General features: G+C 68.3%; 21 protein-coding genes. 7 read left to right on the top strand and 14 right to left on the bottom strand.

Going from position 1 to position 22156, the window contains the following annotated elements:
- Positions 1-132: 132 nt before the first annotated feature.
- The 4 genes from ABZ942_RS11210 to nirB all read right to left on the bottom strand — a co-directional run bounded on the left by ABZ942_RS11210 (position 133) and on the right by nirB (position 5081).
- Positions 133-891, bottom strand: a complete 759-nt coding sequence (locus ABZ942_RS11210; protein ID WP_357380714.1) for a sirohydrochlorin chelatase — start codon at positions 889-891, stop codon at positions 133-135.
- Positions 888-2099, bottom strand: coding sequence for a uroporphyrinogen-III synthase (locus ABZ942_RS11215; RefSeq protein WP_357380716.1), 1212 nt, complete (start codon positions 2097-2099; stop codon positions 888-890). Before ABZ942_RS11215 ends, ABZ942_RS11210 begins: the two co-directional genes overlap by 4 nt.
- A 5-nt stretch (positions 2100-2104) precedes the next feature.
- The gene (nirD, locus tag ABZ942_RS11220; protein ID WP_357380718.1) at positions 2105-2506 is read right to left on the bottom strand and encodes a nitrite reductase small subunit NirD; all 402 of its coding nucleotides are present in this window, start codon (positions 2504-2506) and stop codon (positions 2105-2107) included.
- A 64-nt stretch (positions 2507-2570) separates the two neighbouring features.
- The gene (nirB, locus tag ABZ942_RS11225) at positions 2571-5081 is read right to left on the bottom strand and encodes a nitrite reductase large subunit NirB (RefSeq protein WP_357381852.1); all 2511 of its coding nucleotides are present in this window, start codon (positions 5079-5081) and stop codon (positions 2571-2573) included.
- 571 nt (positions 5082-5652) lie between these two features.
- Here nirB and ABZ942_RS11230 point away from each other — a divergent pair.
- Together ABZ942_RS11230 and ABZ942_RS11235 are read left to right on the top strand one after the other, a co-directional pair.
- Positions 5653-6912: an ABC transporter permease gene (locus tag ABZ942_RS11230; protein ID WP_357380720.1), complete on the top strand. Its 1260-nt coding sequence runs from the start codon at positions 5653-5655 to the stop codon at positions 6910-6912.
- 59 nt (positions 6913-6971) lie between these two features.
- A complete protein-coding gene (locus ABZ942_RS11235; protein ID WP_357380722.1) occupies positions 6972-7400 on the top strand; it encodes a hypothetical protein in 429 nt (142 codons plus the stop codon).
- 20 nt (positions 7401-7420) lie between these two features.
- On the opposite strand, the gene ABZ942_RS11240 is transcribed toward ABZ942_RS11235, so the two are convergent.
- The gene (locus ABZ942_RS11240) at positions 7421-8038 is read right to left on the bottom strand and encodes a WHG domain-containing protein (protein ID WP_357380724.1); all 618 of its coding nucleotides are present in this window, start codon (positions 8036-8038) and stop codon (positions 7421-7423) included.
- 85 nt (positions 8039-8123) lie between these two features.
- Here ABZ942_RS11240 and ABZ942_RS11245 point away from each other — a divergent pair, with 85 nt between their 5' ends.
- Positions 8124-8870, top strand: coding sequence for an alpha/beta hydrolase (locus ABZ942_RS11245; RefSeq protein WP_357380726.1), 747 nt, complete (start codon positions 8124-8126; stop codon positions 8868-8870).
- 95 nt (positions 8871-8965) lie between these two features.
- On the opposite strand, the gene ABZ942_RS11250 is transcribed toward ABZ942_RS11245, so the two are convergent.
- On the bottom strand, positions 8966-10222 hold the full coding sequence (locus ABZ942_RS11250; protein ID WP_357380728.1) for an MFS transporter: 1257 nt from the start codon (positions 10220-10222) through the stop codon (positions 8966-8968).
- A gap of 65 nt (positions 10223-10287) precedes the next feature.
- Between ABZ942_RS11250 and ABZ942_RS11255 the strand changes: the two genes are divergently transcribed.
- Together ABZ942_RS11255 and ABZ942_RS11260 are read left to right on the top strand one after the other, a co-directional pair.
- On the top strand, positions 10288-10959 hold the full coding sequence (locus ABZ942_RS11255; protein ID WP_357380730.1) for an FCD domain-containing protein: 672 nt from the start codon (positions 10288-10290) through the stop codon (positions 10957-10959).
- Positions 10960-11174: 215 nt separating this feature from the next.
- Positions 11175-12683, top strand: coding sequence for a nitrate/nitrite transporter (locus tag ABZ942_RS11260; RefSeq protein ID WP_357380732.1), 1509 nt, complete (start codon positions 11175-11177; stop codon positions 12681-12683).
- A gap of 76 nt (positions 12684-12759) precedes the next feature.
- Here the strand turns inward: ABZ942_RS11260 and ABZ942_RS11265 are convergent, their stop codons facing one another.
- From ABZ942_RS11265 to ABZ942_RS11275, 3 genes are all read right to left on the bottom strand, one after another.
- On the bottom strand, positions 12760-13614 hold the full coding sequence (locus tag ABZ942_RS11265; protein ID WP_357380734.1) for a TIGR02569 family protein: 855 nt from the start codon (positions 13612-13614) through the stop codon (positions 12760-12762).
- 189 nt (positions 13615-13803) lie between these two features.
- On the bottom strand, positions 13804-14988 hold the full coding sequence (gene moeZ / locus ABZ942_RS11270) for an adenylyltransferase/sulfurtransferase MoeZ (protein ID WP_357380736.1): 1185 nt from the start codon (positions 14986-14988) through the stop codon (positions 13804-13806).
- Between the two features lie 96 nt (positions 14989-15084).
- Positions 15085-16071, bottom strand: a complete 987-nt coding sequence (locus ABZ942_RS11275) for a DUF3152 domain-containing protein (RefSeq protein WP_357381854.1) — start codon at positions 16069-16071, stop codon at positions 15085-15087.
- 504 nt (positions 16072-16575) lie between these two features.
- Between ABZ942_RS11275 and ABZ942_RS11280 the strand changes: the two genes are divergently transcribed.
- Positions 16576-17232 carry a TetR/AcrR family transcriptional regulator gene (locus ABZ942_RS11280; protein WP_150402487.1) on the top strand — a complete coding sequence of 219 codons (657 nt, stop codon included), beginning with the start codon at positions 16576-16578 and terminating at the stop codon, positions 17230-17232.
- 212 nt (positions 17233-17444) lie between these two features.
- On the opposite strand, the gene ABZ942_RS11285 is transcribed toward ABZ942_RS11280, so the two are convergent.
- Positions 17445-17672 (bottom strand): DUF3107 domain-containing protein, encoded by a 228-nt coding sequence (locus ABZ942_RS11285; RefSeq protein ID WP_040738278.1) that lies wholly within the window; start codon positions 17670-17672, stop codon positions 17445-17447.
- Positions 17673-17835: 163 nt separating this feature from the next.
- Positions 17836-18387, bottom strand: a complete 552-nt coding sequence (locus ABZ942_RS11290; RefSeq protein ID WP_357380738.1) for a YceI family protein — start codon at positions 18385-18387, stop codon at positions 17836-17838.
- Positions 18388-18489: 102 nt separating this feature from the next.
- Between ABZ942_RS11290 and ABZ942_RS11295 the strand changes: the two genes are divergently transcribed.
- Positions 18490-19326, top strand: coding sequence for a helix-turn-helix transcriptional regulator (locus ABZ942_RS11295; RefSeq protein WP_357380740.1), 837 nt, complete (start codon positions 18490-18492; stop codon positions 19324-19326).
- A gap of 3 nt (positions 19327-19329) precedes the next feature.
- Here the strand turns inward: ABZ942_RS11295 and ABZ942_RS11300 are convergent, their stop codons facing one another.
- Genes ABZ942_RS11300 through ABZ942_RS11310 form a run of 3 tightly spaced genes read right to left on the bottom strand, consistent with a single transcriptional unit; the run spans position 19330 to position 22058 of the window.
- Positions 19330-20019 carry a ferritin-like fold-containing protein gene (locus tag ABZ942_RS11300; protein WP_357380742.1) on the bottom strand — a complete coding sequence of 230 codons (690 nt, stop codon included), beginning with the start codon at positions 20017-20019 and terminating at the stop codon, positions 19330-19332.
- A 58-nt stretch (positions 20020-20077) separates the two neighbouring features.
- Complete coding sequence (locus tag ABZ942_RS11305) at positions 20078-21145, bottom strand: alpha/beta fold hydrolase (protein WP_357380744.1); 1068 nt, start codon at positions 21143-21145, stop codon at positions 20078-20080.
- A gap of 55 nt (positions 21146-21200) precedes the next feature.
- Entirely contained in the window at positions 21201-22058 is an 858-nt protein-coding gene (locus tag ABZ942_RS11310) for a hypothetical protein (RefSeq protein WP_357380746.1), read from the bottom strand.
- Between the last annotated feature and the right edge of the window lie 98 nt (positions 22059-22156).

Here is a 22156-nt window from a genome sequence, read left to right on the forward strand (position 1 = left end):
TCGGGCCGGCTCAGCTCCCACGATCAATCCGCCACAGCTACTTCGCGCTACGCAATGGCAGATACCTCGACAGTGGCGTCCTCGACCTCGCTCGCGGCCCATCCGGCAGACAGATCGGCCGTCGCGTCTCACTCAGACGACGCGCGACCGCACCAGGTCCCGCGCGGCCGCGCGATAGCGGTCGGCGATGAGCCGGACCACGGCGGGATGAACGCCGATGGGTTCGGCGACACCGTCGGCACCCGCATCGTGCAGGCGTTGCTGAAACAGGCCGTGCGCCAACAGGTACGACGCGATGAACACGCGATCAGTACCGGAATCACGAAGAGCGGCAACGACTTCCGGTACGCGAGGCGTTCCCGTAGCGATATAGCCGAGACGGACCGGCGTGCCGATGCGTTCGGTGAGCATGGCGGCAGCCCGGCGAACATCCTGGCGGGCACGGGGATCCGAAGAACCGGCGGCGGCGAAGACCACCGCGTCGCCGGGTCGCCAGCCCGCGGCACGCAGGCGCATGGTCATGATCCGGGCCAACGCCGGGTCCGGCCCCATCGCCGGGGTGACCGCCACCGCCGGGTGGCCGCTGTCGGCGACTTCCCGTGGGACGTCCTGATACACGTGATAACCGGAGGCCAGGAACGCCGGAACGACCACGGCGGGAACGGATTCCCCCGCCGGATCGGTCAGATCGCGCAGCACCTCGGCGGGCGACGGACCGAGTACATCGACGAAAGCGGTTCGCACGGGCGAGATCCCGGGTTGCTCGGCATCGCGCCCCGAAACCGCGACGCCGAGCTCCCTGGCCACCGCCTCGGCCAGCGCGGCGATCATCTGTACCCCACGAGTACTCCTGGTGCCATGCGCCACCAGCACTAGGGCGGGGTCACTCACGATGTCCCCATGGTCTGCACGTACCGCGTCGGCGCGCCGACGACGGGCTCGGGCCGCGGGTTGTTGTCGATGCATTCGGCCGCGTCCAGCGCCAACCGGTAGCCGCGCTTGACCACCGTCTGAATCGCCTTCGGCGCACCGAGTCCCGCGCGCAGCCGAGCGATCGCGGTCTCCACCGCGTGGGTGTCGTCACCGCCACCGGGCAGTGCGGCCAGCAGGTTCTCCCTGGACACCACCCGGCCCGGCTGCCGGGCCAGCGACCGCATCAGCGCCATCGGCGCGGGCGCGAGCTGACGCACTTCACCGTCGACCACCACGCAGCCGCCGCGCACGCTGAGCGTGTGCCCGGCGGCGTAGATCCGGTTGGCCCGCCGCGGCAGTTCCTCGGCGACGTGCCGAGCGAGCGCACCGAGCCGGGCCCGGCCCGGCATCGATGTGGCCACGCCGAGTTCTTCCAACGGCGCCGCGGTGATCGGGCCGACGCACGCGGCGAGCACCCGCCCGCGTAGCGCGTGCAGCACCCCCTCGAGCAGCCCGGTTTCCTTGGCGCGCATCAACATCGACGCCACGGCGGGCGCGCTGGTGAACGTCACGCAGTCCAGGTTGGACGTCACGATCGCCTCGATCAGCTGGTCCATCGGCCCCTGATCCTCCGGCGGCATCCACCGATACACCGGCACCGGCACGACATCCGCACCGGCACAACGCAATACCTCGCAGAAGTCGGGCACCGGCTCCCATTCGGTGGTGGCGCCGTGCAGTTGCACCGCGATGCGCACGCCCTCCACGCCCTCGGCGAGCAGATGGTCGAGCACTTCCGCAGATGATTCCGAGGCGGGTGACCATTCTTCGCGCAATTCGGCGGCTCGGATGGCGCCCTTGGCCTTTGGCCCGCGCGCCAGCATCCGAGTGGCCCCTAGCGTCGCGCGCAAGTCCTCCGCGACACCCCAGCCTTCGGCCGCCTCCATCCAGCCACGGAAGCCGATACCGGTGGTGGCCACCGTAATTCGCGGCGGGTCGACGATGAGCTGGCGGGTGACCCGCTCCAGCTCGGTGTCGTCGGCCAGCGGGATGATCCGGATGGCCGGGGCCGACACGATGTCGGCGCCGCGGCGCAGCAGCAGCGTGGCGAACTCGTCGGCTCGTCTGGCCGCCGTGATGCCGATGGTGAACCCGGCGAGGCAGGGGCCTGCGTCGATGGTTGTCATGCGGTTTACCCGTCCGAGGAAGCGAGCCCGGAAATTACCGGCTCGTTGGAGACCGAAACGATGCCGTCGGCTACGCGGACCGCGTACACCGGCAGCAGCGCCGATTCGTCGTCCAGGCAGCGCCCGTCGACCAGGGAGAACGCCTGCTTCAGCAACGGTGAGGCGACGACGGGGACGCCGCCGCGGTCACCGACGATGCCGCGCGAGATGACCGCGGCCCGGCCGATCGGATCGATATTGCCCACGGCGTAGAGCATGCCGTCGGCCAGCAGGAATAGGGCGGCCTGGCGGCCACCTTTCAGCAACACCGCGACGCCGCGGCCGGGGATCAGGTAGTCGAGCCGGCACGCTTGGGTCCAACCGGTGGCGGTAACTGCGGCGATGCCGGGGGTATCGATCACGGTCATGGGTGTCTTCCTCCAATCGCCTTACCCATTGGTACAGGCGCCCTGTTTCTATGGGGTTAAGCCGTCATTTCCCGTGCGTGGCGACCGGAACGTCCGGCATACCGAGCAGCACCGGTACCTTGCGTTCTCCGGTTTCGTCGAACGAGATTGTGGGGTCGGTCTCATCCGGGGCGTTCACGAAGGAAACGAAGCGTGACAGCTTCTCCTCGTCTTCCAGGACGGCGGCCCACTCGTCGCGGTAGCCCGCGACGTGCTGGGCCATCGACGCCTCCAACTCGTCGGCTATGCCCAAGCTGTCCTCGCAGACGACCTGCTTCAAGTAGTCGATCCCACCCTCGAGTGCCTCCTGCCACGGCGCGGTGCGTTGCAAGCGGTCGGCGGTGCGGACGTAGAACATCAGATAGCGGTCGATGTACTTGATCAGCGTCTCGTCGTCGAGCTCACCGGCGAGCAGCACTGCATGCTTGGGCGAAAGCCCGCCGTTGCCACCGACATACAGATTCCAGCCGTGTTCGGTGGCGATCACGCCGACATCTTTACCGCGCGCCTCCGCGCACTCGCGGGCGCAGCCGGAGACGGCCAGCTTCAGCTTGTGCGGGGAACGCAGTCCGCGGTAACGCTTTTCGAGCAGCACGGCCATGCCGACCGAGTCCTGCTGGCCGTAGCGGCACCAGGTGGAGCCGACGCAGCTCTTCACCGTGCGCAGCGACTTGCCGTACGCGTGACCGGATTCCATGCCGACATCGACGAGGCGTTGCCAGATCCGCGGCAGCTGTTCGACCCGCGCGCCGAACAAGTCGATCCGCTGGCCGCCGGTGACCTTCACGTAAAGGTCGAATTCCTTGGCGATTTGACCGATGGTGATGAGCTGGTCGGGTGTCACCTCGCCACCGGGCATCCGGGGCACCACCGAGTAAGTGCCGTTCTTCTGCAGGTTGGCCAGGAAGTGATCGTTGGTGTCCTGCAGCGCGGCCTGCTCGCCGTCGAGGATGTGCTCGCTGGAGGTCGAGGCCAGGATGGAGGCGACGGTCGGCTTGCAGATGTCGCAGCCGGTTCCCTTGCCGTACTTGGCGATCAGGCCGGAGAAGGTGCGGATGCCGGTGACCTGGACGATCTGGAACAGCTCGGCCCGCGACTGGCCGAAGTGCTCGCACAGCGCCTTGGACATCTCGACGCCGGACTGCTCCAACAGCTTCTTGAGCATGGGAACGCAACCGCCACAGGAGGTTCCGGCGGACGTGCACTTCTTGATACCAGGAATGTCGCACGCGCCGTCCTCGATGGCACCGCAGATCGCGCCCTTGGCGACGTTGTTGCAGGAGCAGATCTGCGCGTCGTCGGGCAGCGCGTCGGCCCCCAATTCCGCACCGGCGGGCGAGATCAGCGCAGCGGGTTCGGCGGGCAGCGGACGCCCGACCAAGGGCCGCAGCGCGGCGTAGGCGGTGGCGTCGCCGACCAGGATGCCGCCGAGGAGGATCTGCGCGTCATCGGAGACAACGAGTTTCGCGTAGGTGCCCTTGGCGGCGTCGTGCAGCACCACCGACAGCGCGCCCGCGGTGCTGCCGTGCGCGTCGCCGAAGCTGGCCACGTCGACGCCGAGCAGCTTGAGCTTGGTGGACATGTCCGCGCCAGGGAATTCGCCTGCGCCGCCCAGTAATCGGTCGGCGACGATCTCGGCGGTGGTGTAGCCGGGCGCGACGAGGCCGTAGCAGGTGCCCTCGACCGCAGCGCATTCGCCGATGGCCCAGATGCTCGGATCCGACGTCTGTAAGCCCAGATCGGTGATGATGCCGCCGCGCGGACCGACCTCCAGTCCGCTGTCCCTGGCAATCTGATCGCGCGGCCGGACACCCGCGGAGAAGACGACCAGCGATGCCTCGATCACCGAATCGTCGGACAGGCTGACCCGAATACCGTTGTCGGCCTCCTCGATCGACGCGGTGCCGACGCCGGTGTGCACATGCAGGCCCAGGTCGGTGACCAGCCGTTCCAGAATCGCGCCGCCGCCCTCGTCCACCTGCGCGGGCATCAACCGCTGGTTGTATTCGACCACATGCGGCGTGAGGCCGAGCAGCCGAAGCGCATTCGCGGCCTCCAGGCCGAGCAGGCCGCCACCCACCACGACGCCGACCGCGCCCGGTCCGGCGGCTTCTGCGGCCGCTCTGATGCCGTCCAGATCGTCGATGGTGCGATAAACGAAGCACTCCGGTCGGTCATGACCCGGCACGGGCGGTACGAACGGATACGAGCCCGTGGCGAGCACCAGCGCGTCGTAGGCGATAGCGTCGCCCGCCGACGTGGTGACCTTGCGGGCGTCCCGGTCGATCGTCTCGGCGCGCTGCCCGAGCCGCAGCTCGACCAGCGCGTCCCCGGCGTACTCGTTGCCGGGCAGCGCCAGCGCCGCGGTATCCCAGGTGCCCACATAGCCGGACAGACCGACGCGGTCGTAGGCGGGCAGCCGCTCCTCGCTCAGCACGACCACCCGCCACTGCCCCGCCTCGTCCCGCGCGCGCAGCGCCTCCACGAAACGGTGCCCGACCATGCCGTGACCGACGACCACAGCGGTCTTACGCAGTGCGGGTTCGACTGAGTGATGCGTCGGCGTGCTCAAGAAGGGCCTCCAATGATCCGGTTGGCCCCACGGTAGGAAACAGGTATTGCCGCCATGCTGCGCGCGATGACCGCAGCATCAACGGTTGCTCACGGGTCGACGAATACCCACGTGAGTTCAGCGCAATGTTGCACGAAAGTGCGCAACCATTGCTAGCCCGCCTCTCCGCGTATTCAGGCCGGACCCATGTGCCACGGCAGCAACGTCGGCGACCGGCGGCGAGTTGGCGGCGGAGTCAGCCCGTACCCGGCGAGTTACCCATGTACTCCTGAAATCAGCCGGCGAGGTGTGACGCGCAAATGATGAACTCCTCCGCACCGCACCGCAACTCGAACAGTGAGGCCGGCCGGCGCCCTCGCCGGCCGAGTACGACGCATGCCGAAAGTCGACCTCGGATATGGCCGCCGAGCAGTTATGGGCGGTGTCACACGCTCTCATGTTGACGGTGTTCACATGCCCGGTTAAGTTAACGCCGTCAACATCACGGAGTGCCTGCGAGCAACGCGCTCGACGAGCGAACCAAAGGACGAACGATATGCACGCCACCGCACTCCTGCGCAGCCCGAAGATCTGGATATTCACCCTGTTCGGCGCACTGCTGGCCATCGTGCTGACCGTCGGATACCTCGGCGGCGCACTGGACACTGACACGCCGACCCAACGGGTACCCATCGCCTGGGCCGACACCGACCAGGGCGACGGCGCCCAGCACCTGGGCGCCGCGCTGACCGACGAGGTCCTGACCGGAGGCGCCCACGAGTCGGCGCACTGGCTGCCCTTCACCGACGAGGCGCAGGCCCGCGAGCTGCTCACCACGGGCACGGCCTATGCCGCAGTGGTGATCCCGGCCGACTTCAGCGCTCGCGCCGACGCACTGACCGACCCGCGAGCCCAGCCCGACGCGGTCCGCGTGACTGTGCTGACCAACCCGATCGCCGGCCCCGCGGCCAGCGGTACCGCCAACGGCATCGCACAGGCCGTGCTCGCGCGGCTGTCCCAAGAGCTGGGCGCACAACTCGCCTCGGCGCACGCGGCGGATCCCGCGCCGCCGACCGGCATGCTCGCAGGTGGGCTCGCGGCCGACCCGATCCGGGTCACCCTCACTCCGGTCGGACCGGTCCCCGCGCACAGCGCAGGCGGAATGGCCGCGTTCTACTACACCCTGGTACTGATCCTGACCGGATTCCTGCTCGCCCAGCTGCTGCACTCCGGTGTCGACGGCGTGCTCGGATTCACGCCGCGAGAGTTCCTGCACAAGCGCGCCACCCATCCGCCGCTGCCGATCAACCGGGTGCACACGCTGCTGGCCAAGACCGGGCTGATGGTCGGCTGCGCGGCCGTGGCGGGCACGGTGATCGAGGCCGTCGCGATGCTCGCGTTCGGCATGCCCACCGAACATCCGCTGGGCCTGTGGGGACTGTCGATGCTCGCGGTCGCCACCGCCGGTGTGCTGCCACTGGTCCTGCTGGCCGTCTTCGGCGCACCGGGCGCGCTGGTCGCCACGATTGTCCTTGTGGTGTTCGGTGTTCCGTCCTCCGGCGGCGCCTACCCACCCGAGCTGCAGCCGGAGGTGTTCCGGTGGCTCGGGCAGATCCTGCCGATGCGGCACACCACCGATGCCGCCCGCGACCTGATCTTTCCGGTCACCGGCGACGCGGTGATCGGCAGCGTCCTCGTCATCGCCCTGTGGCTGGTGGCCAGCCTCGCCGCCGGACTGCTCGTCACCGCCTTCTACGACCGCACCGGCCGCCACCGCGTCAGCGCATACGAACGCGCGCAGGCCGACCGCGCTTGAACCCACCGCACCCACCCCGAAAGACAGGACACGCCTTGACATCTCCGACGCCCGAACCCATGACCGTCAACAGTTGGTGGGGTGCCGTGACCAAGACCGGCCCCTGGCAGGTGCCCGCCTCGATCATCGCCACCTCGACGATGGGTTCCATCACGCTGGACTTCACCACGGCCCAGTGCGCGCACGACGAGGTCGAGATCCGCGTCGACTGCCGGGCAGGCAAGATCGTGCTGATCGTGCCGGACGAATGGGCGGTGGATACCGATCGGCTCAACGCCACCGGCGCGGGCGTCGACCTGACGCCCGGCCGCCGACCGCAACCCGGCATGCCTCGACTGCGGATCACCGGCCAGGTCACCTGGGGGCGCCTGGTGATCACCGACCTGGCCGACTATCACAGCGAACGAGACGAGCGCGCCGCCCGGCGCGCGGTCCGCGACGATCGCCACGCCGAGCGGCGTGCGGCGCGTCAGCAGCGCCATCACTGATGAACCGAACAGCCTGCGGCTCAACCGGTCAGCGCGTCGGTGATGAAAAGCTGTGTCCTGGTGATGGTGTTCTCTCGTTCGACATCCGCGAGCCCGCTCAGCGGGCCACCGTCGAGCAGGAATTCGGCCAGGCCGTGCACCGTGACCCACACCGAGAGCTCCGCGCCGGGGCGCCGGGCGGCAGGCATGCGCCCGCTGCGCACCAGCTCGTCCAGCGCCTCCGACAGCAGGCGGAAAGACTCCGAGCCCGCGGCGGTCGGCGTGTGCTGATCGAACGCGGCTCGGAACCAGCCGGGCTCGGTCTCGGCGAAGCGCAGATACCCGCGCCCCAAGGCGTGCAGCCGGGCCAGGCTCTGGTCGCCGGGTGCTCCCCCGTCGACGTGGCCGGGTACCTGCTCGGCGCGCATCGCCGCGGTGAGCGCCTGCTGCGCATGGGCTTTGACCGCGGCCAACAGGTCGAGGTGGTTGGCGAAATGCCGATACGCGGAGGTCGCCGATACCCCGACTTGCCGCGCGACCTCGCGTAGCACCACCGCCTGCGGACCACCGTCCCTGGCCAGCGCGACGGCGGCCGCCACCAGCGCGTTGTGCAGGTCGCCATGGTGGTAGTGCTCCCGCTGGACCGACGAGCTCGCCATAGGCAGGCACCCCACCCTTCACCGTTGTTTTCCTCGAAACCACAAGTTGACACCGTCAACTTAGCACTCCAGAAAGGCCATACTCATGAGCAAGCCCACCATCGTTCTGGTGCACGGCGCCTTCGCCGATGGCACCAGCAGCTGGCGCGCCGTCGCCGGCATCCTGATCGCGCGCGGCTACCCGGTACTCGCCGCCGCGAATCCGCTGCGCGGCCTGCACCACGACGCCGAGTCCCTGCGCGCGGTCCTTGCCGCGCTGACCGGCCCCGTAGTGCTGGTCGGCCATTCCTATGGCGGTGCCGTGATCACCAGTGCCGCCACGGAATCCGACACGGTCACCGCCCTGGTCTACGTCGCCGCGTTCGCGCCAGACCGAGGCGAGACCGCGGGTGAACTCGATGAGCGCTTCGCGGGGCAGGCCCAGCACGTCACCACGGCGCGGCCGCTACCCGGTGCCGATCAGGCCGCGCCCGATGGCCCGCCGCAGGTCGAGTTGACCATCCTGGCCGCCCACTTCCACGAGGTCTTCGCACCTGATATCGACCCGGCCGACGCCGCGGTGCTGGCCGCCACTCAGCGGCCCCTCGCCCTCGCCGGGATGCTCGAGCCCATGGGAGCGCCCGCGTGGCAGCGCCTGCCCGCCTACTACGTCTTGGCTACCCGCGATCAGATGATTCCTGTTGCGGGACAACGACTCATGGCCGAACGGATGCAGGCCACCACCATCGAGGTCGCCACCGGCCACGCCGCCATGCTCGGTGCACCCGAGGCCATCGCCGAGCTGATCATCGCCGCCGCGAAACAAGCACAGATTTCGCGAGAACATGGGTAACTCACCGGGTACGAGCCAACTCGCTCGCAACCTGACCGCCCGCCAACGCAGCTATTGCGGCACCTGAGTCTGGCCTGAATACGCGGAGAGGCGGACTAGCTCCAGGTGTCTTCGAGCATCCGCGGCTTGCAAGCCTGCCAGGCGCCGGCGAGCAACACCAGGACGGCGACACCGAGCAGCGCGAACGGTGCGAGCCAGCCGTCGGTCATCGAGTGCAGGACGCCGAACAGCAGGGGGCCGACGCAGGCGACGGCGTAGCCGACGCCCTGGGTGAAGCCGGAGAGCGCGGCGGAGCCACCGGGGGTGCTGGTGCGCAGGTTGATCAGGGTCAGTGCCATCGGGAACGTGCTCGGGCCCAGGCCGAGCAGCACCACCCACAGGATCGGCACGCTCATCGGGGCGACGATCAGCCCGACGAAGGCGGCGATGAAAAAGGCCGCACAGCCGAGCACGACGGGGAACGGATTGCGGAATCGCGTGACGACCGTCGGCGCGCTGAGCGCCGCGGCCAGGCCGACGACCGCGAACAGTCCGAGCATCGAGCCGCCGAATCCGGCGCTTGCTCCGGCGTCGCTGAGGATCTTGGGCAGCCAGGTGAACATCGCGTAGGTGATCAACGAGGTCATGCCGAACATGCCCGCCATGCCCCAGGCGACCGGGGAACGCCAGACGCGTCCGGCGCGCGGTGCATCGGTGGGCAGTGCGGTGGTGTCGTGGACATCGCGGCCGCGCCGGTCACGCAGCACGCCGAGCCACGGCAGCACGGCCGCGAAGCCGAGTACCGACCACAGACCGAGCGAGAACCGCCAGCCGTGCGCGTCGGCGATCGGGACCGCGACGAACGCGGGCACCACGGTGCCGAGCTGCACCATCATGATGTACAGCGAGCTGACCACCGCGAGCCGATCGGCGAAGTAGCGCTTCACCAGCGGCGGGATCACCACGTTGCCGATGCCCATGCCCGCGAGGGCCAGGGCGGAGAAGACGAGGAGTTCGCCGGTGCCCGACAGCAGCACCCGGACGAGCTGGCCGAGGCCCGCCATCAGCATGGCGATCAGCGCGGTGCGCTCCAGTCCGAGGCGGCGCACGAGCACCGGGGTCAGCAGCCCGGACACCGCGAACATCGCGGTCGGGATCATGCCGAAGACACCGACGACCGCGGTGCCGTAGCCCACGTCGTCACCGATGCGCTCGGCCAGTGGGCTGAACGCGGTGACCGCGACGCGGAGGGTAAGCGCGGACATAACGATGGCCGCGAGAACAAGTAGACGGCCCTCCGTCAGCGCGCGCCGACGCTGCTCGACCTGCGGTGATTCCTGCTCGGTCGAGGTTTTCTGGAGGGTTGCAGTCACTGCGAAATCATAGGATGACCGGATGATAGGAGGCAACGATTTGTGATGAGCGGTACTCTATGCAAGTGCAACCAGTCCGGCGCACCAGCCTCATCGCCCAGGTCACCGAGCAGCTGCGTGCCGAAATCCGTTCCAGCCGTTGGCCCATCGGCTCCCGCATCCCTACCGAACCGGAGCTGACCGAGCTCACCGGAACGGGTCGAAACACCGTGCGCGAGGCCGTCCAGGCGCTCGTGCACGCGGGGATGTTGGAGCGACGCCAGGGTTCGGGAACCTATGTGATCGCCTCCTCCGACCTCGGCGGGACGCTCGGCAAGTACTTCGCCGATGCCGAAGAACGTGACGTCCTCGAACTACGCCTCGCGCTAGACACCACGGCCGCCGCGCTGGCCGCGCGCCGCCGCGACGACGGCGATATCGCGAACCTACTGCAGCTGCTCAGTGAACGTGACAAGGCCTACAACGACGACAACCCGACCGCGATCGAGTCCGACGTCGAGCTACACCGCGCCATCGTGGTGGCCAGCCACAACGCCGTCTACCTCGAGTTCTACGACTCGCTGCTGCCGATCATCGAACAGGTGATCCGGGCCAGGACGTTGAAATCCGACGACTCCTTCCCCGAGGCACACGCCGAGCTGGTGCACGCCGTGATCGACGGCGATCCCCAACGGGCGGCAGAGGCGGCCAGGTGCTTCCTCAACACGCTGATCGCCGAATACCCGGACGTGCACTGACAGCGCTCGGTCGCCCGCAACGGACGTCAGGTGAGCAACTCTCACTTGGCGTCCGTTGCGCATGTGAGTCGGAATTGCCTCGAACGTCACGCGAAGCCACGGTGCCGCAACAACCGGGCCCTACGTTGTGAAACGACCGTAGCTAGGCAACTCGACTCCGCCGGCGGCGCCAGTGCCGCGATGAGGGCCGGTCGAGTGCGAACGAGAGGACGCCGATGACTGCCATCGCAGCCACATCCGGCACCGAGTCGGATACCGCGACTGACGCTCCATCGGACCCACCGACCTTCCGGCACCAGACTCGCGGCCGCTGGCTGGAGCAGTGGGAACCGGACAACCTGAAATTCTGGGAGTCCGGCGGCGCGCAAACCGCGCGCAAGAACCTGATCTTCTCGGTGTTCGCCGAGAACCTCGGCTTCAGCATCTGGGTCATCTGGGGCACCGTGGTCACCAGCATGGGCGCCGCGGGCTTCGGCTTCCTGGCCGGCCTCGGCAAGGGCGACCCGACCGCGGTGAGCAACGCGCTGCTGCTGTCGTCGACCCCGACGTTGGTCGGTGCGGCACTGCGCATTCCGTACACCTTCGCCATCCCGAAATTCGGCGGGCGGGCCTTCACCGCGTTCAGCGCGGCAATGCTGCTCATTCCCACGCTCGGCCTGGTGTACTTCATCAACCAGCCGGGCACGCCGATGTGGGTCTTCATGATCCTGGCCGCGCTCGCCGGTGTCGGCGGCGGCAACTTCTCCTCGTCGATGTCCAACATCAACTTCTTCTTCCCCGAGGGCAAGAAGGGCGCGGCGCTCGGCATCAACGCCGCGGGCGGCAATCTCGGTGTGGCACAGACTCAATTGGTGCTGCCGCTGCTGATCACGCTCGGCACGCACATCATGGCCAAGGACGCCGGGGGCTACCGCTTCGGCATCACGCTGTCCGTCCTGGTGTGGATCCCGTTCATTCTGCTGGCCCTGTTCGGCGCACTGCGCTACATGGACAGCATCGCGACGGCCAAGTCCGACGGTAAGTCCTACAGGCTGGCGCTGACCAACCCGCACACCTGGGTGATGGCGGTGCTCTACGTCGGCACGTTCGGCTCGTTCATCGGGTTCTCCTTCGCCTTCCCGACACTGATCAAGGCCAACTTCCCGAGCCTGGCCAATATCGGCTGGATCAGCACCATCGGCAACCTTGCCTTCCTCGGCGCGTTCGTCGGCTCGTTCAGCCGTCCGTTCGGCGGCTGGGTCTCCGACAAGATCGGCGGCGCCAAGATCACCCTGTGCGTGTTCGTCGGCATGGCGGTCGCAGTCGCGCTGATCATGGCCTCGCTGGAGCTGAAAAGCTTTCCGCTGTACCTGATCTCGTTCCTGGTGCTGTTCGTGATGACCGGCATCGGCAACGGCTCGACCTACCGGATGATCCCGACCATCTTCAGCGCGATCTCCAAGAAGTACGCCGCCGAGCACGGGCTGGACCTCACCGAGTCGACCGCCTCGGCCCGGCGGCAGGCCGGTGCGGCGATCGGCGTGATCGGCGCGGTCGGCGCCTCGGGCGGCTGGGTGTTGCAGCAGGCATTGCGGTTGTCCAACACGCACTATCACACGATGGCCCCGGCCTTTTGGGGCTACGCCGTGGCGTTCCTATTGATGGGCGCGGTCACCTGGTGGTTCTACCTGCGGTCCTCGTTCGCCGTGGACCGGGTGCCGTCGCTGGCCTACGCCAAGGTGTAACCGGCACAACGCATAACGCAAGTCGGCCGTCGAAAGTCAGTAATTCACAAGGCTTTCGGCGGCCGACTTCTGCGTTCTAGAGCATGAGGCGGACCATGTCCGCCGTGCGCGCCAAACCGGGGAACGCCTCCGGCGTCGAACGCGGATGCAGCGCGTGCACGGCGAGCCGAAACATGACCGCGCGCAACAACATCTGCGGCCATTCCGGCAGATCCCGCCAGCGCTCCAGCAGTCCGTCGTCGGCACCACCCCAGGCCAGCGCGTCCACCACGATCACCCCCGCCGCCCACGGCGCGGGCCGCCAGTACGGCGTGATGTCGGTGAGGCCGGGGGTGAACGTCCCGGCGAACAGCACCGTCCCGAACAAATCCCCGTGCACCAGTTGGGCGGGCGTCTGCACCGGCTTGCGCAGGGTGGCCAGCTGGCCGATGAGTTCCATGCTGCGCTGCCCGTCGGGCGAATCCGCCGACGGCAGGGCGCCGCCCGCGCGCAGGCTGCGCAGCGGCACCGCCTCCCAGGCGGCCCGGTCGGCGGCGACGAACACATCCACATCGACCCACGGGGCCACCGGCGGCTGCACCAGGAACCGGGGCCGCTCGAGATGCGTCGTCGCCTGATGCAGGCGCAGCGACACCGAAACCACCTCGTCGTGCCTGGGTTCCGGGATACCTTCCAGATAAGTGTCGGCCCGCCAGCCGGAGACCACGTAGCGGCCGTCGGTCGCGCGCACCGGGCGGGCCAGGCGCAACCCGTCCACCTTCAGCGTCTCGCGCACCTTGGCCGACCACGCCGCACGCGCGTGATCGGCGACCGGGCTGAGCACCACGTCCCCGAACCGCCAGCCACCTTCCCAGTCGCCCGAGGTGACGGGGGAAACCTCGCGTAGACCGAACGTGGAGCGCACGTGCTCGGGGGGTTCCACAGAAGTCACGGCCGTACCGTACCGCCGCCGCCGACCCAGTACAGCACGCCGCGCCGAACCGCAACCCCCGCCCCCCACCGACCGAAGGCGCCCCTCAACCCGCCCCAACAGACCGCAGGCCACCTTCAGTCGGTGCGGACCAAGTGACCGAAGGTGGCCTGCGGCCGGTCTGACGGGGTGAAGGACGCCTTCGGTCGGTCAGTAGACAGGGAGGGTGGGGTCGATCTGGCGGGCCCAGGCGATGACTCCGCCCTGGAGGTGGGTGGCGTCGGAGAAGCCGGCGCGCTTGAGGGCGGCCAGGGCTTCGGCGGAACGCACACCTGTCTTGCAGTGCAACACGATCGGGCGGTTCTGCGGCAGCTCGGACAGCGCCTCGCCGGACAGGATGCGGTCCTTCGGAATGAGTTTCGCGCCCTCGATGTGCACGATGTCCCACTCCACCGGCTCGCGCACATCGATCAGCTCGATGTCCTTGCCCGCGTCGAGCAGATCCTTCAGCTCGTGTGCGGTGACCGTCGAGTCGGCCGCGGCGGCCTGGCCCTCCTCGGATACCACCCCGCAGAACGCCTCGTAGTCGATCAGCTCGGTGATCGGCTGACGCTCCGGGTCGCGGCGCAGCTTGATGGTCCGGTAGTTCATGTCCAGTGCGTCGTACACCATCAGGCGGCCGAGCAGCGGCTCACCGATGCCGGTGATCAGCTTGATCGCCTCGGTCACCATCACCGAGCCGATGGACGCGCACAGCACGCCGAGCACGCCGCCCTCGGCGCAAGACGGCACCATGCCCGGCGGCGGGGCCTCCGGGTAGAGGTCGCGGTAGTTGATGCCGCGCCCGTCCGGCGCGTCCTCCCAGAAGACCGAGACCTGGCCCTCGAAGCGGTAGATGGAGCCCCACACGTAGGGCTTGCCCGCCAGCACCGCCGCGTCGTTGACGAGGTAGCGGGTGGCGAAGTTGTCGGTGCCGTCGACGATCAGGTCGTAGTCGGCGAACAGCTCGACGGCGTTCTCCGGCTCCAGCCGAATCTTGTGCAGCCGCACGTCGATGCCGGAGTTGATCTCGAGGATCGAATCGCGCGCGCTGTCGGCCTTCGGGCGGCCGATGTCGGACTCGCCGTGGATGATCTGGCGCTGCAGGTTCGAGGCGTCCACCTCGTCGAACTCGACGATGCCGAGGGTGCCGACGCCGGCCGCGGCCAGGTACAGCAGCGCCGGCGAGCCGAGCCCACCCGCGCCGATCACCAGCACCTTGGCGTTTTTCAGTCGCTTCTGCCCGTCCACGCCCAAATCAGGAATGATCAGGTGGCGGCTGTAGCGGGCGACCTCGTCCTTGGTCAGCTCCGCGGCCGGCTCGACCAGCGGCGGCAGGGACTTAGGTGATGACACGTCCAGGACTCCTCGAATCGAATGGGTCGATCTCGACGTACAACACCCGCGACCAGACCGTTCTTCCCGACCTATCGTCGCGCACCGGGTATCGGGTCAACCGCGGGGGTACGGCCAGGGGTTGAAGCGGCAGCGCTTGCCGTCCATCGGGACCACACCGTCCGGTTCGAGGGCGGCGATGTCGTTGTTCTTGGTGCCGAAGGTCTGCTGCATCATCACCGGGGCGAGGCCGCCGTCGGTCTCGCACGGCTGGTGCTGGTGGTAGCCGATGGCGTGGCCGACCTCGTGGTTGATCTGGTACTGCCGGTAGGAGCCGATATCGCCCTCGAACGCGAGCGCGCCGCGCACCCAGCGGACCTCGGAGAGCACCACCCGGCCGAGATCGGCGTTGTAGCAGGACGAGTCGATCGGAATCTCGAAACCGCACGCCTTGCGGCTGGATTCGCGGGAGGTGAGTGAGACGCGGAAGTCGGTGTCGCCCTGGTCGACTCGACGGAAGCCGAACTTCTGGTCGTGCGTCCAGCTTTTCGGGTTGGCGAGGGTGGACTCGATCAGCTTCGCCACGGACTGGTCGCCGCCGAAGCCCGAAGTGTCGACGCCGTCCTCGATCTCGACGGTATAGCGGAATACCGAGTCGGCGCCGGTGCCGATCTGGGCGGTCGACCCCGGCACCACATGCCAAGTGCCCGTGCCGGTTTCGGCGAAGCTGCCGCCGTCGGGCAGCGCGCCGGTCGGCAGGTCGGTGGGAAAGTGGCCGTCGCCGGTCGGCCCGCCGATGATGCCGTTGCTCGCGGCGCGTGGACTCAGGTGCCCGAGGCCGGGCATGCCACTGACCGAGGTCGCCGGGTCGGAACCGCGTACCGCGTCGACGACCACCAATACCGTGACGGCGAACAGCACCGGCAGCGCATACGCCCGCCAACCATAGGTGGAGACGAATCGTCCCAGGGCACTTTGCTTTTTGACGCTGCGGTCGGGACGCTCCCTGGTTCGGCCCTCGGTCGCGGCGGTGGGATCCCAACTGGCACGCAGTGGTTGGTGCGAACGATCCTGCTGACCGTAGAGGCCGAGCGGGTCGTAGATCTCGACGCCGTTGCGGTCACGGCGCGGTGCGGGTGAATCAGGCTGAGCGGCAAGCGGATCCGCTGACCGTGCGGCGCCGTGGGGGCGGGCGGCACGGTCGGGGCGACGGCCTGCGCCGTCGTCGGCATCGAGCGGTGGCGCAGCGCCGGGGCGGGCTGCTGCGCCAGGTCGTGCATCCGGCCTTGACCTTGCCACGGGTTCCGACCCTACGGAACCGGGCGCGCCGGGGCCAGCACGGCGGCGCGAGTCGCGCTCGCCGCCGGACGTGACCGGCGGATCGGCGTGCCGCTCCCCGGGTCGGTCGGCGCGGAAAGTCACGAACACCAGGTTCTCACAGCAGGCAAGTGCCGCCGTCGGGCACGCCACATCGGCCCGGTGGTGCGACATTTGTCACCGTGTTCCACCAGTTCTCCGGGGCCGGTCGGCGGCCGGGCAACAACCGAGTATCGTTCTTGGGATACCCGGTGCTTACCCCTTGCCGGGGAATCAACTGGGAGAGCCGAAATGACTGACCTCGTGGACCGGATGGCGTCCCGTAGATCGTCGTCCGAGCCCGCCAAACGCGGCACCCGGCTTCCGCGTGACGAGCGACGTCTACAGCTACTCGCGGCGGCAAGCGAAGTCTTCGTGCAGCGCGGTTACCACGCCGCTGGCATGGACGAGATCTCGCAGTGCGCCGGAGTGAGCAAGCCGGTGCTGTATCAGCACTTCACCAGCAAGCTGGAGCTGTATTTGGCGGTGCTGCAGAACTACGTGGACATGCTGGTGTCCAGCGTCCGGCAGGCGCTGCGGTCGACCACCGACAACCGGCAGCGCGTGCGCGCCGCCGTGCAGGCCTACTTCGATTTCGTCGACAACGAGATGCAGGGTTTCCGACTGGTCTTCGAGTCCGACCTGACCAGCGAGCCGCAGGTGCAGCGCCGGGTCGAGCAGGCCACCGAGGCCTGTGTCGACGCGGTCTTCGATGTGGTCGCGCACGATTCCGGCTTGGACCCGTACCGGGCGCGGATCCTCGCGGTCGGCCTGGTCGGCGCGAGCCAGTTCACCGCGCGCTACTGGCTGGAGGCCGACCGGCCCATCCCGAAGGAGGAGGCCATCGATACGACGGTCTCCCTCGCCTGGGGTGGTCTGTCGCGGGTTCCACTGCACCCGATCGACTGAGGACCTATCCAAGAGGACCTAATCTAAAAGCCTCCGGCACCCGACCAAGTGGTCGGGTGCCGGAGGCTTTTAGATTCAAGGCCCACTGTGACAACTGATTTCAGGAGCACGTGGGTAACTCATCGGGCACGGGCTGGCACGGCCACCGACGGCCGCCGACATCGACGCCCCCGCACCTAGATCTGGCCTGAATACGCGGAGAGGCGGATGGGCTAGACCGTGGCGAAGCCGACTCGGCCGCTCGTCACGGTGCCGATCTCGACGTAGGCGACCTTCGAGGCCTGGATCAGGAACTTGCGACCCTTGTCGTCGGTCAGGGACACGACGCCGCCGCTGCCGTTCAGCGCACCGGACACCAGCGCCTCGACCTCTTCCGGGGTCTGCGAGCTGTTGATCAAGAGCTCGCGCGGGCTATCCGAAATACCGATCTTGACCTCCACGGCCAACCTCCGAACGTAAGAGTCCTGTGCTGTCGATCCAAGGCTAGTGCAGGGCAACGCCGTGCTGGCACACACCTGCCTGCGCCCTCAGCGAACAAGGCAACGGCCCGCACACACAGCAGCGGCCCGCACACCGTTGTGCGGGCCAGCTCAGCATGGGGTGTTACTTGGGCTCGACGAGCTGGATCTCGAGCTCGATGTTCACCTTGTCGCTCAGCATGCCGGGCAGCAGGCCGCCGACACCGAAGTCGGTGCGCTTGATGGTGCCGGTGGCGGAGAATCCGGCGTGGTTGTCGCCGGTGGCGCCGAACTCCTGCACACCACCCCACTCGACGTCCAGGGTGACCGGCTTGGTGATGCCGCCGAGCGTGGCCTCCCCCTCGACCTCGAAGCTCTCCGCGATCTGCACCGGCCCGGTGGCGCGGAAGGTGAGCGTCGGGCGGTTCTCGGCGTCGAGGAAGTCCGCGGTGCGGATGTGCGCGTCGCGGTCGGCGTTGCCGGTGTCGAACGACTCGAGGTGGATGGTCGCGCCGATGGTCGCGGCGCCCGACTCGTCGACCACGAATTCGGTCTCGAACCGGGTGAATCCGCCGCGCACCTTGGAGATGCCGAGGTGGCGAACGGTGAAGGCCACCGACGAGTGCGCGGTGTCCAGGGTCCAGGCGCCGGGCTTGAGCGACTGGGTGGCCGTGGTGGATTCGGAAGAAGTTGTCATACCAACCACCTTTGCCGGACCACGGTCCGTTAACCAGACCGCCGTTATCCTGGACCTGACAGGGCGAGGCTAAGCCTCCTAGGACACGGCACGATGGGACCCATGGCACGCAACGGATTCGCGGAATTCCTCATCGCACGGCGCGCTGAACTGCGGCCCGGCGACGTCGGCATGCCGGAGGGCAGGCGCCGCAGGACGCCGGGGTTACGCCGCGAGGAGGTCGCCGTCCGCGCGGGGGTGAGCGCGGATTATCTGGCCAGGCTCGAGCAGGGCCGCGATACCAACCCCTCGGTGGCGGTGGTCGACGCCCTCGCCGACGCGCTGTTGCTGCGCGGCAACGAGCGCCACCACTTCAGCATGCTCGCGCTCGCCTCCGGCAACGAATCACGCTGCCCCGGTAGCGAATCCGCCGAAGAGAAGGTCGCCGATACGATCCAGTCGATCCTGCGCGCCTTGCAGCCGACTCCCGCGTTCGTGGTCGGGCGCCGACTCAATGTGCTCGGCTGGAACGCGGCCTGGGCCGACTTCGTCGCACCGCTCGGCCTGCTCGACACGGAGGGGCAGCCGAACCTGGCCTGGTTCACGTTCCGGGATCCGAACGCGCGGGAGGTGCTGCGGAACTGGTCCGAGGCGGCGGATATGTTCGCCGCCGCGCTGTCGCGCGCCAAACTGCGTTGGCCGGGCGATGATTCGCTGCTGGAAACGATCGACGCGCTGCGCCGCAATCCGGATTTCGCGGCCCGCTGGAAGCCGCATCATGTCGGCGCGAGCATCTCCGGCCTGCTGCACATCGATCATCCGGTGCACGGCTTGGTGCAGGTCCCGTTCGAGACGCTGGAGGCCGACCGCGATCAGAGCGTCATCGTGTGGCTCACCGATCAGGCCCAGGCCCAGACGCACGGCCTGCGACTGGTCCGACCGGCGGCCGTCAACGAATAACTCCTAGATGCCGAGCTTCACCATGCGCTCGGCATGGCTGGCCTGCATGCGCTCGAACAGCGCGGCGATGCCGTTGAGATCGCCTGCGGCACCGAGCACCAGTTCGGTCAGCTCGTCGCGCTGCGCCATGACGTACTGCGCCTGGGTGATCGCCTCGCCGAGCAGGCGCCTGCCCCACAGGGTGAGCCGGTCGCGTTCGGAGCGGCTGGTCACGACCGCGCGCCGCACCTCCTCGACGACGAATTCGGAGTGGCTGGTCTCGGCGAGCACGTCGCGGACCACCTCGGCGACCTCGGGCGGCAGCGCGCCGGCGATCTCGTTGTAGAAGTCGGCGGCGATGCCGTCGCCGACGTAGAACTTCACCATCGACTCGAGCCAGGTGGAGGGGTCGGTGGACGCGTGATAGGCGTCCAGCGCGCGCACGAACGGCGCCATCGCGTCGAAGATATCGACGCCGCGCTCGGCCAGCGCCGACTCCAGCGCGTTGAAGTGGCCCATCTCGGCGGAGGCCATCTTCGCCACCGCTACCTTGCCGCGCAGCGTCGGCGACAGCTTGGCCTCCTCGGCCAGCCGGTAGAACGCGGAGATCTCACCGTAGGCGAGCACCGCGAACAGATCTATGACGCCGGGATGGTCGGCGAGGACGGAATCAGTCGACGTAACACCCGGCGCGGCAGGTGATTGTGCTCCCATAAGCACAGCCTAGTACTCGAAAACTCGCATGCCGCCGGGGAACGAAAGTTGTCCGAATTCAGGCGGTCTCCCCGAGGAACTTGTCCAGATAGGCCCATGTCGTGTCGCGGGCCTCCGGTCCGGTGAGGATGCCGAGGTGGCTGCCGGGGGCGGTTTCGTAGCGGACCGAGGCGGCGCCGGTGAGCGTCCGGGTGCCCGCCTCGACGGCGGCAGCCGCGGTGATCACGTCGGCAGGACCCCCGACCAGCAGGACGGGTGCGCTGACCTGAGCCAACTCGATACGCCGCGTGCCGAGCCGCACGACGCCGCGGCCGATGTCGTTGTTCAGGATCAGCCTGCCCCACAGCTGGTTGTAGAAACGGCCGGGATAGCCGGGCATCTCGGCCATGAAACGGTCGATGGTTTCCATCCGGGCCAGCGTCTCGGTGCGCGTGATATTGCTCGCGACGAACCACGGACGGGTCAGCTCGCGGTCCCAGGAGGTGACCTTGTACGCGATCCGGGTCAAGGGCGCGGGCACACCGCCGGCGGCGCGGATAAGCGTCGAGGTCCCGACCCCGCCGGTGAATTTGGCAACCGCGCGCAACTGCGGGATGCCGGTCATCTTGTCGTAGTCCAGCGGTGCGCCGACGGCGGTGACGGAGCGGATCGGCAGCTCGGGATGCGCGGCGGCGGTGAGCAACGCCAGCGTGCCGCCGAGCGACCAGCCGACCAGATCGATCGGCCTGCCGTCGCGATCGGCGGAGGTGCGCAGCACCGCCTCGGGCAGGATCTCGTCGATCCAGTCCTCGAAGCCCATCCGCCGATCGCCGAAGGTGATGTCGCCGTAGTCGATCACGTACGGCGAGCGGCCGGTCTCCAGCAGGAACCCGGCCAGGCTCTGGTCCGGGCGCAGGTCGAAGCAGCTGGCGGGCGCGGCCAGCGGCGGCACCAGCAGCACTGCGGAATCCGTTGTGGCCGAGACTGTTTCGGCGTCACCAGCACGATGCTCGAAACGGCGCAGCTGGCGATGGGGCTCGTCCCACAGCACCGTGGACGGGGTGGGATCGGGCGCCTCGACGCCCGAACCGAAGGTCAGGGCCCACGCGTTGCGGGCGGCGGTCGTGACGGTGTCCGCGATATTCACCCCGAAAATGTCTCACATCTCGGTACCGGCGGTAACAGGCAAGTCGGGTTTGCGGTTACCGCTTGCCCATCGCGAGGGGATTCGCCGCAGGCACGATGGCGGCGTGCACCCGGTCGGCCAGCGGCGCGAGCGAGTTCGTCAACTCGGTGACGGAGTCGGCGGACAGCACCGCGAGCGCGCCTTTCCAGGCCGCGTCGTCCGTGCTCGCCTCGACCCGCCCGAGCAGGTCGGCACCGCTGCCGGTCAGCGCCGGACTGACCGGCTCCCCCTCGACCACTCCCCTGGCCCGCAATTCATCGAACGCCGCCGCCCACTCCTTTTCGGACACCCCCCGCGCCCCGCGCAGCACCGATTCGGTCGCCTTGCCCGCCGCGGCCTGCATGACCATCGCCTGACGCCCGGTCAGGCCGTGCGCGACCAGCGCGGCCACGTGTCCGTCGCCGCGATGCTCACGCAGCGCGGTGGTCAGTTGCCACAGCGCGCCCACCGGATCCGCGGCCAGCGGCAGCGCCGCGTTCGCCGCGAAGAGCGGCCTGCCGGTCGGGTCGGCGTGGTCCAATACCGGCGCGAGCAGGGAGACCGCGCGGGCACACTCCGCCGTACCCGCGCCGAGACCACGCAGCAGCGCGGTGGAGAGGTCGAGCCTGACCTCGAGGCATTGCTCGGGGGTGGCCCGCGACCAGGCCCCGGGCAGGGCTTTGCGCACCATTTCCGGATGGAAACCGGCGAAGATCGCCTGCACTGTGGCGGGGGTCACCGCGCCGAGCGGCGCCGCCCGAAATGCGAAGTAAGTTTGCCAGTAACCGCGCAGTCCGATCGCGACTCCTGCCTCCTTGACACCGGTCCCGAAATAGACCACGTCATGTAGTGGCTCGAGAGTCTTCCAGATTTGCCGCGCGGGATGAATTGCCATGTCGCGCAGCGTACGTCGATGAACAGCGCGGCGATACCGGAGTTCGGTTTCCGAATATTCGACGGCGGCAATTCGAGCCGCGCACAATATCACGCTAC

It is taken from the genome of Nocardia sp. NPDC046473, assembly GCF_040645995.1.
Lineage (GTDB): Bacteria > Actinomycetota > Actinomycetes > Mycobacteriales > Mycobacteriaceae > Nocardia.

Bases quoted from the DNA above. Each gene is read 5' to 3' on its own strand.
- ABZ942_RS11215 (WP_357380716.1), bottom strand. From the start codon at position 2,099: ATGACAACCATCGACGCAGGCCCCTGCCTCGCCGGGTTCACCATCGGC.
- nirD (WP_357380718.1), bottom strand. From the start codon at position 2,506: ATGACCGTGATCGATACCCCCGGCATCGCCGCAGTTACCGCCACCGGT.
- ABZ942_RS11230 (WP_357380720.1), top strand. From the start codon at position 5,653: ATGCACGCCACCGCACTCCTGCGCAGCCCGAAGATCTGGATATTCACC.
- ABZ942_RS11235 (WP_357380722.1), top strand. From the start codon at position 6,972: ATGACCGTCAACAGTTGGTGGGGTGCCGTGACCAAGACCGGCCCCTGG.
- ABZ942_RS11240 (WP_357380724.1), bottom strand. From the start codon at position 8,038: ATGGCGAGCTCGTCGGTCCAGCGGGAGCACTACCACCATGGCGACCTG.
- ABZ942_RS11245 (WP_357380726.1), top strand. From the start codon at position 8,124: ATGAGCAAGCCCACCATCGTTCTGGTGCACGGCGCCTTCGCCGATGGC.
- ABZ942_RS11260 (WP_357380732.1), top strand. From the start codon at position 11,175: ATGACTGCCATCGCAGCCACATCCGGCACCGAGTCGGATACCGCGACT.
- ABZ942_RS11280 (WP_150402487.1), top strand. From the start codon at position 16,576: ATGACTGACCTCGTGGACCGGATGGCGTCCCGTAGATCGTCGTCCGAG.
- ABZ942_RS11290 (WP_357380738.1), bottom strand. From the start codon at position 18,387: ATGACAACTTCTTCCGAATCCACCACGGCCACCCAGTCGCTCAAGCCC.
- ABZ942_RS11295 (WP_357380740.1), top strand. From the start codon at position 18,490: ATGGCACGCAACGGATTCGCGGAATTCCTCATCGCACGGCGCGCTGAA.
- ABZ942_RS11300 (WP_357380742.1), bottom strand. From the start codon at position 20,019: ATGGGAGCACAATCACCTGCCGCGCCGGGTGTTACGTCGACTGATTCC.
- ABZ942_RS11310 (WP_357380746.1), bottom strand. From the start codon at position 22,058: ATGGCAATTCATCCCGCGCGGCAAATCTGGAAGACTCTCGAGCCACTA.